This window comes from Micromonospora sp. NPDC047738 (assembly GCF_040642675.1).
Taxonomy (GTDB): Bacteria; Actinomycetota; Actinomycetes; order Mycobacteriales; family Micromonosporaceae; genus Micromonospora.
The window spans coordinates 22459-38152 of record NZ_JBEYSO010000028.1; the positions used below are offsets into that span (position 1 = coordinate 22459).

Below are 15694 nucleotides of genomic sequence, written 5' to 3' on the forward strand. Positions count from 1 at the left end.
CTGATGGACCGGCAGGCGGTGGTGCCGACTCACGTGCTCCCGGACGAGGTCCGGGCTGACGTGCGGACGTTGTGGCGCTACCACGACATGCATCACGAGCTACGCCCATGCGACGTCGGCATTGGGTTGGGCAGCCATGACCTCGGCGTTGCCGTGGTCGCAACGCGGCTGTTTCAGGCGGGCCTGTTCCCATGGATCGTTTTCACCGGTGCGAACGCCCCGACGACCGTCGAGCGGTTCCCGCAGGGAGAGGCGGTGCACTACCGCGAGTACGCCGTCGAGCAGGGTGTGCCCCCGGAAGCGATTCTTGTGGAGCCGCGTGCCACGAACACCGCCGAGAACCTCGAGTTCTCCCGTGCGCTCCTGGCCGAACGACAGATCCCGGTGCAGTCGGTGCTGATCATGTCGCGGCCCTACCAGCAGCGTCGGGCCTACGCCACCTGCAGGTTGATGTGGCCGGCGGTCGACGTGGTGTGCGCGTCGAACCCGCTCGAGCTGGACGACTATGTGAGCAGCATCGGCGATCCGCGGCGGGTGGTGGACATGCTGGTGGGCGACACGCAGCGGATCGAGGTGTACGCGCATCGCGGGTTCGCGATCCCGCAGGAGATGCCGGACGAGGTGCGGGCCGCCTTCGAGCGCCTGGTGGCGGCCGGCTACACGAGCCGGCTGATCTGAGCCCGGCTACCAGCGTGGCCCTCCCGACCGGACGCCCATCCGGTCGCTGAGTTCGACGGCCAGTCGAGGTGGCCGAGGGCGGGTGAGGATGTCTCGGACGAGGTCGCGGGAGAGCGAGTGGTAGCGCACCTGGTCAGGGCCGATCACCTCGGCGTCCAGAAGCGCGGCGAGCGCGTCGTCGATGCGGTTCCACCGGGCAAGGGCTCGGGCGGTTTCGATGGCGTGCCGAACCTGCCGCTCGACGGGCACGGTGCTGGTGTCGAGTGGGGCGCCGATGGCGATGGCGCGTTGCACGTCGCCGAGTTCCATCGCCACGGTCGTCTTGTGGATCGACACGTTGGTCGGCCCGAATGCAGTCCACACATGGTTGCCATCGGCGCCGAGCCGCTGCGCGGCGGCGTCGGCCTCGGCGATGTGGGTGTCGGCGGAGGCGCGGTCGTCGTCCCGGGCGGCGTCGGTGAGTGCGCCATCCGCCAGCCACCGATCGAGACGCGGACGCGCTGGCGCAGCGTGACGTCGGTGTACCCGGCCGGCCAGTAGAGCTGGGGCAATTGCGGCTGAGCCAGGGGCGTCCTGCCGCCGTGGGCTTGTGACAGTGAGGTCGCCGTGGCAGCGGCATGGGCTCTGATGCCGGGGTCCACGCCGCGCTGGCGTCGAACCGTTCACCTGCGCTCGATCGCCTCGGAACGGCAAGGGACGCAGCGGCCAGCGGGCTGACCAATATGCCCAGGACGCTGGCACCGGCCGCCGGCGTTTGGCGTGGCCGCGCGCCGCCAGTCGGTCCCGGCTGGCGCCGGAGCCCGCCGACTCGTCGGCAGAAGCCGCCGCCATCCCGCAGCGCTCACGGGCGCGTCACCCTTCAATTGGTCTTCAGTACTTCGGGTGACACTCTGGCTGTCACCCCCGGCAGGCGAATGTGTCACCCCCGACGCTTGTTCTGTCACCCCCGCTGCGGCGGTGGCCCGTCGATCCGTGTGCACCAATCGATAGACGCGGGTGGCGATGCCGGTGACCTTCGACACGACGAGACGACCCAGTTGCACGAGCTTGGCCAGGCATCGTTGCACTGTGCGCTCGGAGCAGCCGACGTACTCGGCGAGGGTGGCCACGGATGGCCAGGCGTTGCCCTCATGGTTGGCGTGGGCGGCGATGGCGATGGCCACCGCTCGCTCGTTCTTCCCAAGATCTTTCGTGGTGATCAGGGCAGCCTTGACGGCTTGACTCATGGCTTGCGGATCTCCGTCCGTCAGGGTCCGCGGCGCCTGTCGTGGCGCCCCGGGCCGATCTCTGGGCTGACACCGCCGGCACTTCCGGTCCGGCGGTTGGGTGATATTGCGGACTGTCGCCGATGGATCAGCCACCGGCGGACCTGATCGACGCTCAATCCGTCGCCGGGGTCAAGCCACGTCAGCCGGGACCGCTGGCGGACGCATCGGCGCCGCAGATCAGATGCTGAGCGATACGACGCACGGGTTCGCGGCGGCTGAGCGCGCTGCTGGACCGGGCCGCCGCCCTGGTGGAGTCGCCGCACCGCACTTCACCGCAGGTCGGCGCTCAATCAGCCCTCGTCTGACGGGGCGACGATGCGACGAAGTGTGGCGATCTGATTGATCCAGCTGCTCAGCCGAGTGATCCTCACGACGTCGCCGGTCTTCGGGGCTTGGATGACAAGTCCCTCGCCGAGGTACATGCCGACGTGACGTGGGTAGGCCATGGTGCCTTGGCTACCGGGAATGAGGATGAGGTCGCCCGGGAGCAGGAGCGCCGGGTCGGTTACGGGCTTTCCGGCGTTGGCCTGGTCGGTGGTGACGCGGGGGATCGAGATGCCGGCCGCTCGGTACGCCGACTGCATGAGGGACGAGCAGTCGCACTGTTTGTCGGGGTCGCCGGAGTGGGGGTCGGTGCATGATCCGCCGAAGTGGTACGGGGTGCCGAGTTGGTTTACGGCCCAGAAGATGGCGGTCGTGACGGCGGGCGGGGTGTTGGAGGGGAGCGTGAACCCGTCCGGGAGGGCGGCGAGCGCGTCGGTGGCGCAGTCCGCGAGGGTGCTGGTCAGCTGCTCCACCAGGTGCAGAGCGTCGTCGGTCCACTTGGCGTACGCGTCGGGGAAGGCCGAGGCCTGGACCGCCTGGGCGGCCTGGGTGAGGGGCATCGATTCCCAGCCGGGAATGGTGAGGAGCTTGTCGAAGAATTTGCCTGCCTGGTAGGCGGGCTCGGACAGTTGCGCGACGCTGCCCCAGCCCTGGCTTGGGCGCTGCTGGAGCACTCCGATGGAGTCGTGGTCGTTGCTGTCGCCGAGGTGGGGCAGGTTGCGCAGGCCGGATTCCTGCATGGCGGTGGCGACGGCGATGACCCAGCCCCAGCGGGGTGTGCCTTTGGCGACGCCGACGTCGATGATGGTGGCGGCGATCTCCAGCTGTTCGGTGTCCCACCTACCGGTGCCGGGTGGCTGCCCGGAGGGGCGCACGGCGGGAGCGGCGACGATGCCGCACCCGCCGGAGCCGCCGCCCATGACGGCCGACAGCAGCAGCATGGGCACGCCGAAGCACGCGACGATGACGACGGCGACGACGCCGATGATGACCTTGGTCATGGGGTGATTACCTCCCGTTCAAAACAGAAAGGGCCGGTGTCCGCGCGGGTGCGCGCGGTGCATAGCTCTCCTCGGGTCGTGAAACACAAAAGGGCGTGGGCCGCCGCGCGGGCGGCCCACCTTGAGCGGTCGGGTCAGTTGATGGAGGTTGGGAGTACGTGGGCGGCTTGGCGTAGGAGGTGCTCGATGATCACGCTGGCGTCGTAGAAGTCGTGCTGGCTGTCGATTTCTGCGGCGGCGGCAGGCCGCCCGCACACCGACTGCCGTCGGTGGCGGATGTGGCGGATGTGGCAGCTCAACGGCTGCCTGCCCGACCCGATCCCCATCTGGTCGTGCTCGGCTGTGCGATGGGGCGTGTCCCTTCCTTTGCGGGCCGGGGCAGCGGCAGGGTGACCGCCGTCCCGGGCCGGTGAGCGAGGGATGCGGTCAGACCTTCAGCAGGTCGAAGGCGGCCACCTTCAGGTCGCCGACGTTGCCGGTGAGCACCCGGTTGGCGCGGGCGGTTTCGTTCTTGGCGGGCTGGTAGTGGTCGAGGTACTCGGTGATGGCCTGGAATCCGGCCCACCGGCTGCCGGCGATGGCCTTCTGGGTGTCGGCCTCCCGGATCAGGTACTTGAGCGTGCCGAGCCGCTGCTTGGCGTTGTTCTTGGTCTTCTCGGAGGCGTTGTCTTTGACCGGCCACACCTGGGCCACCACGTTCTCGAACTCGCGCATGGTGAGCTCCGCGTGCAGCATCCGCTCGGCGGCCTTCTCGAAGGTCTCCATGTACTTCCACATCAGCCCCAGCGCCTCGCGGGCCTGGCTGATCTGGGAGTTGACGTTGGAGGTGTGCCGGAATGTGTAGTGCCCGACCGCGTGCGCGAAGGCGGCGCGTTGCGTGTTGGCGCATACGACCCGGATCGGGCTGGCGTCCACGCGCAGTGCGGCGGTGCCGTCGTGGGAGGTCGTGCCGATGAGGTAGAGGTCCATGCGGTCCACCCCGGCGATTTCCATCGCGTCGGGCAGTTTCATGGTCACGAACACGCTCTTGCCGCGGCGGAGGCTGCCGGCGGTTTCGAAGTGGGCGCCGCCCACCTGGTCCACGAGGCGGTCCAGCATTTCGGCGCATTGCTCGTTCTGGACCACGGTGTAGTCGGTGCCGACGATGCCCAGGTACTCCGTCTGGCCGGTGACCGGGTTGCGGCGTACGGTCATCCGCTTGTCGTCGGCGGGGATCTGCATCTCGATCCCGTCCACTATGTCGATGCCGACCGTGCGGATGGTGCGTACGCCCCAGTCGCCGAGGCGGGCGGCAGCCATGATCTCTTCGGCCCGCATGGTGTCCTGGGTGACGGTGCCGAGTTGGTGCCAGGCCGACAAGCGGGCGCTGGCGAAGGCGGTCGTTCCGTCAGTGAATGTCTCGAGTTCGTGCGGCACGGGGATTTCCCTCTCGATGCGCTGCGGGGGCCAAGCGCGCGGCTCGGCCCCCGGATGGGATTTGGGATGGGTGGGATCAGGGCTGCTCGGTGGCGTTGTCGCCTTGCTCTGTGCTGCCTGCGTCGGCGTGTGTCGGGTAGGCGAAGGTCAGCGGCGCGTCGGAGACCATGACGATGCGACCCGCGGCGGCGGCCTTGGTGCAGTTGTTGCGCACTGCCCCTGAGCTGACCGTGCGGCCGAGCTGCCCGCCGATCTCGGTGGCGATGTCCTGCGGGGTCATCGCCTTGCCGGGGTTGGCGGCCAGGACGTCGAGGGTCAGCTTCTCCAGCTCGCCGCGGCCGAACGGTTGGCTGCCGTCGGCGTTGATGGTCACGTCGCTGCGGCGGCCCACGCTCCTGGTGATGCCCGTCGTGCGGGTGGGCAGAGCGACGACGTGGGTCTCGCCGTCCGGCCCGACGACGTGCAGAGTGCCGTCAGGCCGGATGAGGGGTAGCACGGTCGCTGTGGCGCTCGGCGTGTTCGCCAGCCCGTGGATGACCTGGTAGCACAGCGGGCAGCGGGGCGGCTGCGGGTTCGGGTCGACCTCGCTGGCCTTGGTGGGACCGGCGACCCACCGCTGCGGTAGGCCGGGCAGGCGACGGGCGGCGTCGGCCTGTTCCATCGCGGTCAGCAGGCGGGCGGCGGTGGGGTGTCCGATGCCGCTCTCGGCCACGACCACGTCGAGCGTTGCGCCGTCGTCGTGGTCGGCCAGGACGCCCTTGATGGCCATGACCTTGCGGTCACCGGGGCGGCTGGGCTGGACGGAGGGGGCGTTGTTCGTGCTGGTGCACTCGTCGTGACCGTCGCGGTCGGGCTCGTCGGCGGGTTTCTCGGCCGGGTCCGTGGTCTGCGGCGAGGTGTCGCCGGAAGAGTCTTCGGCAGCGGGGTCGTGGTCGGTCCTGCTGCCGTGGTCCGTCTCGGCCGTGCTGCCGTCGTCGGTGGAGTCGATGTCGTCACCGTCATCGGGGTTGAGGGCGGCGTCGGTGGGGCCGGTCTGGTCTTCGGGCTGGGGCTCGGTGCCGGCCGGTGGGGTAGCGGGCCTCCACCTGGTGGGGGTGCCGTCGGCGGGGTCCGCGCCGGTGTCGACCGCGACGATCAGGCCGGCGTCGGCGAGGGTCTTGATGGCCTTGTCGGTGGTGGAGCGGGCCTTGCCCGACCTTTCGGCCATCTCGTGGACGTTGCCCTGACCGAGTGCGGTCAGCGCGTCGAGGACCGCCTGCGTGGCAGGCGACAGGGATGGGGAATGGTTATCCATGAATGGGTTCCCCCTTCGGGAACTCGTTGGGCAGCTCGGCACGGTTGTGCCGGGGCTGTGGTGCGCCCGGGGCGTGGGCCGCCGCCAGCGCGGCAGGCGCGGAATGGGCCGTGGCACGGGTGGCCGGTGGCTTCCGGTTTCGCGGATACGTGCCGGACAGGGGCCGTCCTTAGGCGGAGAGGCCGGCGGCTTCGGCCGGGGTCAGCTGGGCGGGAGTACGGTTTGCCCAGGCGGCCGAGTGCCGCAGGTGCCACCACCGCAGCAGCGACCGGCATGCGGCCGGGAGGTCGTTGCAGGTCGGCAGGTGGTAGGTGATGGCGGGCTGGGTGTCGCGGTGCTCCGGGTTGGTACATGCGACGGGCGCCCACCCGTCGTCGGTCTGGCAGACCTCGCCGACGACGCGGCACGGGTAGGGCACGTCGAAAGCGTTGGCGGCCTCCGGGTCGGGGAGTACCAGCCAGGCGTCCGGCGCGTGCCGGCGCAGCGTGGCAACGCCGTAGGAGGGGTCGCCGGGCTGCAGCAGTACGTATCGCTCGTCGCCGTCACCGCTGCGGTGGTGGTTGCGCCAGGCCCGGTAGGCGTTGACGAGCGTTTCTGCGAGGGCGGCGTGGCGTTCGCTGGCGGCGAGCACGTCGGTCAGGGCTTGGGCGTGGCTGGGGGTGTGCAGGTCCGCGTGGGCGGCAAGCTGCCGCTGCGCGGCCTCGGTCTGTTCGACCAGTCGGGCGAGGGCCTTGTCGAGGGTGGCGGTGTTGTCGTTGAACCTGAGGGTGATCTTGTGGAGCAGGCGGGCGAGATCGCCGTGGGGGTCGAGGGCGGCGGTGTCGTGGCGCCACAGATGTTCTCGGTGCACGTCGTTGGTTTCGGCGGCGATGCGTCGCAGCGCGGGATCGGACAGGAACACGAGGAGGCCCTCCTTTGCTGGGTTGGGGTGTGGGTATGGCGAAGGCCGGTCGCAGCGGGGCTGCGACCGGCCTTGGGTTGGGGTGTCAGGCGATGGCGACCGCGCATACTCGCGCGTTGCGGCGCAGGCTGCGCAGGTAGGCGCACGCGGCGTTGAGGAACCGGAACCGGTCGGCCACCGAGGTGGTGGCGGGCATGAGGAGTTGCCCGTCGGTGGTGATCAGCGCGTCGCCGATGAGGGCGATGCGCCAGTAGAGACCGACGTAGGTGACTTCGCCGGCCTGGTAGAGGGACAGTTCGTAGGGGTCGAAGGTGTGGCCGTCGGCGTAGCCGAGCATGGCGAGCACCCGGGGTTGCTGCTCGAAGCGGCGACGCGCCTCGGTCAGGGGGACTTTGCGTGGGTCGGCGTGGTGTTGGGCGAGGAAGTCTTCCCAGGGGCGGGCGGGACGGGTGGTGTGGGCGATGTGGGCGTTCCACGCCCGCCACCGCAGGCTTGCTCTGGTGGCGGCGCGGGCTGCGGTGCCGGTGAGGTCGAGGCGACTCTTGCGGCCGCCGGCGGCCACGGTGATCGCGCCGAAGCGGCGGGCTGCCTCGAGCAGGAAGTAGCCGAACCAGCGGGTGAACCAGCCGAGCAGGCGACGGTGGCGTACGTGGTAGCGGCGGGCCGGGATGCCGTCGGCGTGGAGCAGGTCGTTGACCTTCTCGCTGGCGGCGAACCAGTCGGCGTCCTCGCCGGGGGCGAAGCAGACGGTGACGACGCGGACGGTCATCGGATGGTTGGCGGGCATGGAAGATCCCTTCACGAGGAAGCGGACGAGGGGTGGTGTCACCGGGCGCGGCGTCTGGGCCGGGAAGCTGCCGGAGAGAGGGCGCGGGGCGGGGAGTCACGAGCCGACCGGACGGTGGGCGGGTGGTCCCGCTGGCGCGGGCAGATCCGAGAGAGGACAGACGGGCGGCGGTGCGAGCAGAAGAGAAACTGCCCAGCACCGTAGCTTCGTGACCTGACAGCCCCGGCCCTGTCAGGAACGGTGATCATGCCCGTGAGCTGCGGTGTCAGGATCGGGGGCGGTGCCGGTCAGGGTTTGTCAGATCGTGAAGACGCCGTCGATGAAGTTCGGGTTGTCCGCCACGGCCCGCCCGTGGTCGCTGGGCAGGTCGACCAGCCGGACCCGCTGGATGCCGCCGCTGGGCAGCCAGACCGACTCGGCCGGCTCGGTCTGCTGGGTCGCGGTGGCTGCTGGCACGTCCGCCGCTGCGCTACGGAGCAGTCGATGCAGGTGTTCTTCGCGTTCGGCGTTGGGTAGCCAGAACAGCACCGGGTAGCGGGGCCCGCCACGGCGGGGGAGTGGGGCGTACCGGTCGAGCTTGGCGACCACCCGGCCCAGGGGCTCGGTGCCGGTGTCGGCCTCCAACCAGAACCCTGCGATGGTGTCGCCGATGCTCCACAGGCCGTGGCCGTCGGCGGTGATGGTCCGGAACTGCTTGGTGGTGGTCGCCTCGGACCACCACCGGTCCAGCCGCGTTTCGGAGTGCTGGCGGGCGTGTGCGGTGAGCCGGACGAAGAATTCGTTGGCGGTGAGCAGGTGTGTCAGGTGCGGGTTGGCTGACAGCCGCTGCATGGTTTGGTGGCTCGTCCGGAGGGTGGGTTCGGGCCGCTGGTGGGCGGCGGCTTGGAAGCGGTGTCCGTTGTGGCCGAGGGTCCAGTGCCACGGTTGGCTGCCGCCGCCGTCGCGGGCGAACCGGAACCGGTCCAGCAGGCCCAGGGCGGCCAGCTCACCGAGCCGGATCTGACAGGTGCGGCGGGCGTGGAACAGCATGCGGTGGATCTGGTCGGTGGTGAGGACCTGGTGGTCGTCGAGCAGCTGAAGCAGCAGGCGGTCACGGCTGGTGATGTGCGGGTAGATGGCCAGCAGGCCAGCAGAGCGCGATTGCGGCATAGGTGTGTTCACCCCTGGAGAGAGAAATCCCGTAGGGAGTCTGGCTGAGTTGATCTTGCTTCCGATTCTGTTATCGGGCGGGTTTGGGCAGGTCAGGCACCTGACAGGCTGGGTGGAGGTGACTCGTGTGGGGTCTCGTTTCGTGGACACCCCCAAACGAGCCCCCCATGTCGCACCCAGCCGAGCCCCCGAACGAGCGAACGGGTCAGCGATCGCGGGAGTTCATGCGCCGCTTCATCGCCGTACGGGCGAGCTGCTGCAACGGCGGCTCGCCGCCGGTGCAGCTGTGAGCGGCGGCGCACTCCTGCCGGATCGCCGTCGCCTCACCCACCACCGGCGCCGGCGGATTGGTCACGAACGTGAACCCGGGCAGCTCCCGGTTGCCGACCAGCAACCGGGCGGCAGCGGTGTAGACGTCGAGGTGGGCAAGGTCGTGCTCGTCCAGCTCGGGTTTGGTGTGCCGGGACAACTCCCTGGCATCAGACGGGTCGACGGTGAAGAACAGCTTCGACCGCGCGTTGGCCGACACCGCCGCGGCGACATCCTTGGGCAGCTGCGCCAAGTCCTGGTGCGCCAGCACGAGCCCGAGCCGGAACCCACGCGCCTCGGCCAGCATGTCCCCGACACTGCCGGGCAGCGTCAGGAAGTTCTGGCACTCATCCACGTAAAGGCAGGCGTCTTTCCGCTGGTCCTCGGGGATGGCGGCCCGGGCGATGGCGGCCTGCCACACCCGGGCGACGATCATCGAGCCGAGGATGCGACTGGTCTCCTCGCCGAGGATTCCCTTCGGCAGCCGGCACAGCAGCACCCCGCCGTCGAGCACCTTGCCCATGTCGAACGAGCTGTGCGCGTTACCGATCACGCTCTTGACGAAGTCACGCAAGAGGAAAGCGCGCAACCGCGCCAGCACTGGGGCAATGACCTGCCCGCGGAACTGCTCGTTGATGCCGTCGTACCAGACCCAGAACCCACCGAGCCCGTCCGGGTCGTCCAGGCCGTGCGTGAACCGGGCCCGGAACGTCCGGTCCTGCAACAGCGACGGGACCAGGCTCAGGGTCGGCTTGGCGTGCCGCATCAGCGTCAGGCAGGCCACCCGCATGGTGTCGTCCATCCGCGGTCCCCACTGACCTTGGAAGATCTTCGCGAAAATCCCCACCAGGTTGTCCACCGCCAGATGCGGATCACCCTGATCGTCGAGGGGGTTGAAACAGCCCGGGTTCTCCTGGTCCGGGTCGATGATCACGACCTTGCGGGCGTACGACACTGGGAGCCGGTCGAGGATGTCGGTGATCAGGTCACCGCGCGGGTCGATGACCACCGTCCCGCGTCCGGCTTTGATGTCGCCGAGGATCATGTTCAGCAGCAGCGTGCTCTTGCCGACGCCGGTCTTGCCGACCACGTGCACGTGCTGGCGGGCGTCGGTGACGTTCAGGCCGACGCTGTGGTGGCCGATCTGCGACCGGCCCAGCACCTTCACGCCTCGCCCGCCGGAGGGCACCTGCACCGGCGCCGGCACCGCCTTCGCGCGGGCCCGATCGAGGCCCGGCACGGCGAGGTCTTGCGGCAGCGCGGCGAGGGCCGCGAGTTCCGGCACGGTGGCCAGGAAGCCGCGCCGCAGCCTGCGCCCGGCGAGGGTGGCGACCGGCTGTGGCATCTTCATGCGCCGTAGCCGGTTCGGGCCGGTGTAGGCCGCGGCGGCCGAGGCGATGGTGTGCCGAAGCTCGACGAGCCGTCCGCGGATCTGCCTGGCCCGTAGCGTGTCCGGTGGTGTCTTGTCCGCGTCGGCGGCCACGGCGAACCGGACCGCGATCTCGAAGTGCGGCACCCGCACGGCCTTGTCCACGATCGTGCGGGCATCCGCGGTCGCCACCGGGTCCCGCTCGACCGCACGCCCCACTGTCGCCGCGGTGCGCGGCCGCGACGAGCCGGGCGTGAACACATCCAAAAGCCACAGCAGGGGCTCGATGGCCAGCCGCGCCGCGCCGGAAACGACGCGGGCGGCCACATCGGGCCGCCCGTGGGGATGGTTACTGGTGGCCGCTGCTGCCCGTCTGGCGGCTCGCACGCGGCGGGCGGGTGCCGGGCGGGCGAGGATCTGCACGCACGCGTGTTCGCGGTTCCGGACCTCGGCGCCGGCGGCGAGCAGCGCCCGCAGCGGGTCGCTGTCGTGCTCGCTGCGCAGCGGCAGCCCGTCGGTGTGCTGTGGCCAGTGCGCCCCGCCCACCTCCTCACCGACCTCAACCAGGATCGGCGCGCCGGCGTCGGTGGTCGTCATCGTCGCGGCGGGCCAGGCCGCGCGGACGGCGGCTTCGACCGCGCCGGGCGGCACGGTTCCGGGTACCCAGACCCGGATGGTCAGGGCTCGGCCGGTCCACGTGTACTCCCACCCGACGTGCGGGTAGCCGAACACGCGCTGTTGCCACAGCGACGGTGTCAGCACGCCGACGAGGGTGGTCCAGAACGCGGCGGCGGCCCCCTCGGTGACCTCTGGAGGGGTGGCGATGGTCAGCCATCGCGCGCCGGCCGCGAACCGTCGGTGCCGCCAGGCGAGCAGCTGATCATGGGCGAACACCGTGCCGACGATCGTGGCGGCGGCGATGACGCCGAGCCACGGCCGGGCGATGATCCAGGGCCAGACCTCTTGAGGCCAGGTCGAGGTGGTCATCACTGCGCCTCCCCGATGCCGGTCACGGCGATCTTGTGTTCGGCGGCCGACCCGAGGGCGCGGAACGGAATCCGGCTACGGCCGGCGACGAGGAGGCCCTCGCCGCGCGGCGCCGACAGCAGCAGCCGCGCCTGGCCGGCGGTCAGGCTGAATGCCTCGGACACCGCGTCGATGGACTGCGTGCTCTGGCGCATCAGCACCTGGGTTGCGGCGTTGGACACCACGGCGAGGCCGAGGTCGGTCGACAGCACGTCGGCGGCGTCCTGGGTGATCACGCACAGCCCGGCGGACCGTTTCCGGGCGGCCTTGGCCATCCGGTACAGGAACCGGCTGCCTTCGCCGTCGCGCATCAGCAGCCACGCTTCATCGACCACGACGAGCTGCCGCCGACGGCGGGCGCCCGTGGCAGGGCTGTCGATGCCCGACCAGATCGAATCCAGGGCCAGCAGCGTGCCCACGGTGCGCAGCTCGTCGGGCAGGTGCCGCAGCGACCACACGACCAGGTGCCCGCGCGGGGTGGTGGTGGTCGGCCCGTCGAACAGGCTGGCGAAGTTCCCGACCGTCCAGGGGGCGAGCCGCGCGGCCAACTGCCCGGCGGCTGGGCCGCCGTCCGCGGCGAGCACTTCGGCGAGGTCCCGCAGCAGCGGGGCGGGTTTGGTCCAGGTGGCCGGGTCGCCGTTGATCCCGGCCCGGTGGTAGGTGGCGGTGATGGCCCGATCGAGGGCGGCTCGTTCGGCCGGCGGTGGGGTCGCCCCGAGCATGACCGAGATGAGTGTGTGCAGGTACAGGCCGCGCCGGGTGAGGGTGTCGGACCGGTTGTCGGCGGGCAGGTCGAGGGGGTTGATGCGAACGCCCGGCTGGCCGAGTTGCACGACGGTCCCGCCGACGTGCTCGGCGAGGGGCGCGTACTCGTCCTCCGGATCGATCACGCTGACCGTCGTGCCCTGGTACAGGTTCCGCAGCACTTCCAGCTTGACGAAGTAGCTCTTGCCCGCGCCGGAGCGGGCCAGGACAACCGAGTTGTGGTTGTCCTGCGCCCACCGGTTCCAGATCAGCACCCCGTTGCTGGTCGTGTTGACCCCATACAGCACTCCCTCAGGCGGGCCGACGGTGCCCGGTGCCGGGGCGGCGAGATCCGCCGAGGCGAGGGGGAACGCCGCCGCCAGGGCGGTGGTGTCGAGGATGCGGCGCATCCGCAGCGGATCCACACCGACCGGCAACGTGGAGATCCAACCCTGCTGCTGGCGGAACGTCGCCGGCTGCAAGTCCAGCAACACACTGGCGGCGGCCGACTTCACGCCCGCGGTGACGGTGGCAAGTTCGTCGAGGGTACGGGCGTGGATGGTGACATAGATGCCGACCTCGAACAGCTTCGCCGCCCCACGGGCGACACGTTCGGCGAGGTCGGCGGCGTCAGCCGCCGCCGCCTCGACCATCGGGTCACCCAACCGCCCCTGGTCGGAGTCCAAGCGGCGCGAGGACTCGAGGCGGGCGCGCTGGCGCTTGAGCATCGGCGCGGCCAGCTGCGACGCAACGGGGTCCAGGTGCACCGCCACGTCGACCCGTCCGGGGAAGGACAGCAGCGGATCCAACCAGGCGGGGCCAACCTCGGCCGGGTATCCGCACACCGCGTAGGTGGCGGCGTACCCGTCGCCGACCTGCACGTGTGATGGGGTGACCGACAACGCGGCCGGGGAGGGCATGCCGTCCCCGGCCGCGACGCTCTGTTTCTTGGGCGTCAACAGGTTCACGACGTGCTCCGTAGGGTGATCGGGGTGCCGGGCACCGCACGAGGGCCAGGCACAGGTGGGGAGAACGGATCGACCGCGCCCGCGAGCGCCGAGGCGACTGCCGGCCCGTCGAGAGCGGCGGCTTCGACACCGAGGCCGGACAGGGCTCGGACGGCCGTGTCGGCGGCGTGCTCGCCGGTGACGACGGCGAGGACCTGACGGCGCAACGGATCCCGCTCGCTGTCGAGGTCGAGCAGGAACTCGGCGTAGTCGTCGGCAGCAGCCTGCAACGCCGGATGCGGCAGGCGCGGCGCGTAATCGACGGTCGTCTGCGCGTAGACGGTCAGGTCGTGCCGCTGCGCGGCCACGACGATCTGCGCCGGCCCGGTCAAGCTGTTGAGGAACCGCCCGAACCCGTCCAGCAACGCGCCCTGCTCGCTACCGGTGCGCAGGTGAATGTTCGTGGTGCCGCAGCCGATCAGGACCTTGTCGCTGCCCTCACTGGTGAGGACTCCGGCCGGTGTGACCGCCGTGACCGGAGAGCGCAGCTGCGCCGGCACGCTCGGCTTGCCCACGACGGCCGCGACTGTGCTGGCGCGAGCCGCACCCGGCGCGAGCGTGCGCGGGCTACCGGCGAGTGTGAACCCGTGCCGCAGCCACACATCCAGCGGTAGGCCGTCACGGCGGCCGAGCGCCACCACGACCGCGACGGCGAACACGACGACCCCAGCGACGATCCACGCCACCGCCGACAGCAGGTGCCCGAACGTGCGGTAAAGACCGAACCCGGCCAGGCCGGCACCGCCGATGATGCCCAGCTGCCGGAACGTCAGCCCGAACGCGATGCGGTCGGCCTCGTTGACGTTGGCCGGAACGACAGCGCGTGGGGGAGTGTCCTCGTGGGTCATCGCCCACCTCGCACGGCGGTACGCCCGATCCGGCCGAGCGGTAGGTGGCGGGTGACGCCCTGGATGACCACCGCGCGCAGCAGAACCCCACCAGCGTTCGGCGACCCCGCGCGGCTGGCGTACCGGCGCACCATTCCGGGGATTTTGATCGTGACCCAGAGGACGACGATCACGAGCAGCAGGTTGAGGGTGTCCGAGCCGGGCAGGCCGAGCAGGATCGGCAGGTTCGACTCCGGGTCGATCAGCAGGTTGATGCCCGCCGAGAACGCGACCGCCTGCAGCGTGGGCGTGGCCAGGCAACCCAGCAGGGTGCGCCACCACAACTGCGCGGCACCCTGCGTCCACGGGGTGGCGTAGCACGCGAGGGCCACCGGCGCGACGCCGGCCAGGACGACCAGCACCCCGATCCGCACGAGCCAGGTGCCGACGAGCATGAACATCAGCACGACGATGAGCAGTCCGATGATGGCCATCAGGAGCCCGGCGCTCTGGTCGGTCATCGCCGAGGCGATCCGAGCCCGGACGAAGGTGACCGCTTCGGTGGTCGGCGCGGACGTACCGGCCATCGACACCGTCAGGGCGTTGGCGATGTCGATGAGCAGACGGGTCAGCGGGACCGCGAACGCGGACAGCACGAACCCGACGACAAGCCGGGGGATCAGCTCCTTGATGCCGTAGCGCATCTCGACCGAGTCGCCGACCATCGCAGCGATACCCACGGTGATGATCGCGAGGATGAAGCAGGCGTTGACGACCAGCGCGCTCTTGCCGGCGATCGACGTCACCTGCGGCAGGACGGTGACGTCCGGCGATACGAAAATGGAGGAGGCCAGGAAGGCCAGCAGGCTGCCGAGAAGGTCGGTGACCTTCTCGGCGAGCCAGCTGACCAGGCCGTTCATCAGCCAGTCGACCACGACAGCCGCCTCAGCCGCCGAGGATGCCCTGCAGCACCTGCAGGACAACCGGGGCCAGCACCGCGAGGGCGTAGCCGATCAGCGCGGACTTGACGTTGCCCTTCGCCTGCTCGACCTGCGCCGGGTCACCTCCAGCGGCCATGTACCGCAGGCCGCCGATGACCAGGAACATCGTCGCGACCACCGCGATGATGCCCATGACCCAGCCGGTGATGTTGGCGATGACCTGAGCAATGGAGTGGGGGCCTCCGTCGCCGTCAGGGGCGGGGGCGGCCAGGAGGTCGTTGAGGACAGAGATCATATGCATTGCGGCCCTCCACTAGGGATTGGTGGGCCGCCGCGGCGGGGACCGGGCGAAGGACTGTGTGGTCCGGTGGGGGCGCTCCTCCCTTGCATCGGGTGAAGGGTTGCGGTGTCAGTACGCCGCGCCAGCCGTGCCGGACCGTGAGCCTCGCCGGATGGGCGGTCCCCACCGGGCGGGCATGCCATGGATGACATGCACCGCCCAGGTCTCGGCTGTCAGGTCGATCGAACTCGCCGCCCACCTGTCACGACCTGACAGGACCTCACAGCGACTCACGGACGCAGATCGGAACTGCAAAGAGGCCGCCCCGGCCGGGCCTTCGCCCGAGACGGCCTCGCGCCGAGATCACGAGGGC

At 70.3% G+C, this 15694-nt stretch carries 13 protein-coding genes and 1 pseudogene; 1 reads left to right on the forward strand and 13 read right to left on the reverse strand.

Features of this window, described 5'->3' with window-relative positions; translation table 11 throughout:
- Positions 1-3: 3 nt before the first annotated feature.
- Positions 4-678 (forward strand): YdcF family protein, encoded by a 675-nt coding sequence (locus ABZ783_RS30235; RefSeq protein WP_357444070.1) that lies wholly within the window; start codon positions 4-6, stop codon positions 676-678.
- Positions 679-684: 6 nt separating this feature from the next.
- Here ABZ783_RS30235 and ABZ783_RS30240 read toward each other — a convergent pair.
- From ABZ783_RS30240 to ABZ783_RS30300, 13 genes and pseudogenes are all read right to left on the reverse strand, one after another.
- Positions 685-1131 (reverse strand): annotated as a pseudogene (locus ABZ783_RS30240) (XRE family transcriptional regulator); the annotation flags it as partial.
- A gap of 209 nt (positions 1132-1340) precedes the next feature.
- Entirely contained in the window at positions 1341-1904 is a 564-nt protein-coding gene (locus tag ABZ783_RS30245; RefSeq protein ID WP_357444072.1) for a helix-turn-helix domain-containing protein, read from the reverse strand.
- 332 nt (positions 1905-2236) lie between these two features.
- Positions 2237-3271 carry a C40 family peptidase gene (locus ABZ783_RS30250; protein WP_357444074.1) on the reverse strand — a complete coding sequence of 345 codons (1035 nt, stop codon included), beginning with the start codon at positions 3269-3271 and terminating at the stop codon, positions 2237-2239.
- Between the two features lie 426 nt (positions 3272-3697).
- Positions 3698-4687, reverse strand: a complete 990-nt coding sequence (locus ABZ783_RS30255; protein WP_357444076.1) for a DUF932 domain-containing protein — start codon at positions 4685-4687, stop codon at positions 3698-3700.
- A gap of 76 nt (positions 4688-4763) precedes the next feature.
- On the reverse strand, positions 4764-5981 hold the full coding sequence (locus ABZ783_RS30260; RefSeq protein WP_357444078.1) for a helix-turn-helix domain-containing protein: 1218 nt from the start codon (positions 5979-5981) through the stop codon (positions 4764-4766).
- Positions 5982-6150: 169 nt separating this feature from the next.
- On the reverse strand, positions 6151-6882 hold the full coding sequence (locus ABZ783_RS30265; protein ID WP_357444079.1) for a hypothetical protein: 732 nt from the start codon (positions 6880-6882) through the stop codon (positions 6151-6153).
- Positions 6883-6967: 85 nt separating this feature from the next.
- Positions 6968-7669 carry a hypothetical protein gene (locus tag ABZ783_RS30270; RefSeq protein ID WP_357444080.1) on the reverse strand — a complete coding sequence of 234 codons (702 nt, stop codon included), beginning with the start codon at positions 7667-7669 and terminating at the stop codon, positions 6968-6970.
- 297 nt (positions 7670-7966) lie between these two features.
- Complete coding sequence (locus ABZ783_RS30275) at positions 7967-8818, reverse strand: replication-relaxation family protein (protein ID WP_357444081.1); 852 nt, start codon at positions 8816-8818, stop codon at positions 7967-7969.
- 205 nt (positions 8819-9023) lie between these two features.
- Positions 9024-11483: a DUF87 domain-containing protein gene (locus tag ABZ783_RS30280; RefSeq protein WP_357444083.1), complete on the reverse strand. Its 2460-nt coding sequence runs from the start codon at positions 11481-11483 to the stop codon at positions 9024-9026.
- The gene (locus tag ABZ783_RS30285; RefSeq protein ID WP_357444173.1) at positions 11483-13186 is read right to left on the reverse strand and encodes a DUF87 domain-containing protein; all 1704 of its coding nucleotides are present in this window, start codon (positions 13184-13186) and stop codon (positions 11483-11485) included. The genes ABZ783_RS30280 and ABZ783_RS30285 overlap by 1 nt, the downstream gene beginning before the upstream one ends.
- 44 nt (positions 13187-13230) lie before the next feature.
- A complete protein-coding gene (locus ABZ783_RS30290; protein WP_357444085.1) occupies positions 13231-14121 on the reverse strand; it encodes a PrgI family mobile element protein in 891 nt (296 codons plus the stop codon).
- Positions 14118-15035 carry a conjugal transfer protein TrbL family protein gene (locus tag ABZ783_RS30295; RefSeq protein ID WP_357444087.1) on the reverse strand — a complete coding sequence of 306 codons (918 nt, stop codon included), beginning with the start codon at positions 15033-15035 and terminating at the stop codon, positions 14118-14120. The genes ABZ783_RS30290 and ABZ783_RS30295 overlap by 4 nt, the downstream gene beginning before the upstream one ends.
- 10 nt (positions 15036-15045) lie before the next feature.
- Entirely contained in the window at positions 15046-15342 is a 297-nt protein-coding gene (locus ABZ783_RS30300) for a pilin (RefSeq protein ID WP_357444089.1), read from the reverse strand.
- Positions 15343-15694 lie beyond the last annotated feature (352 nt).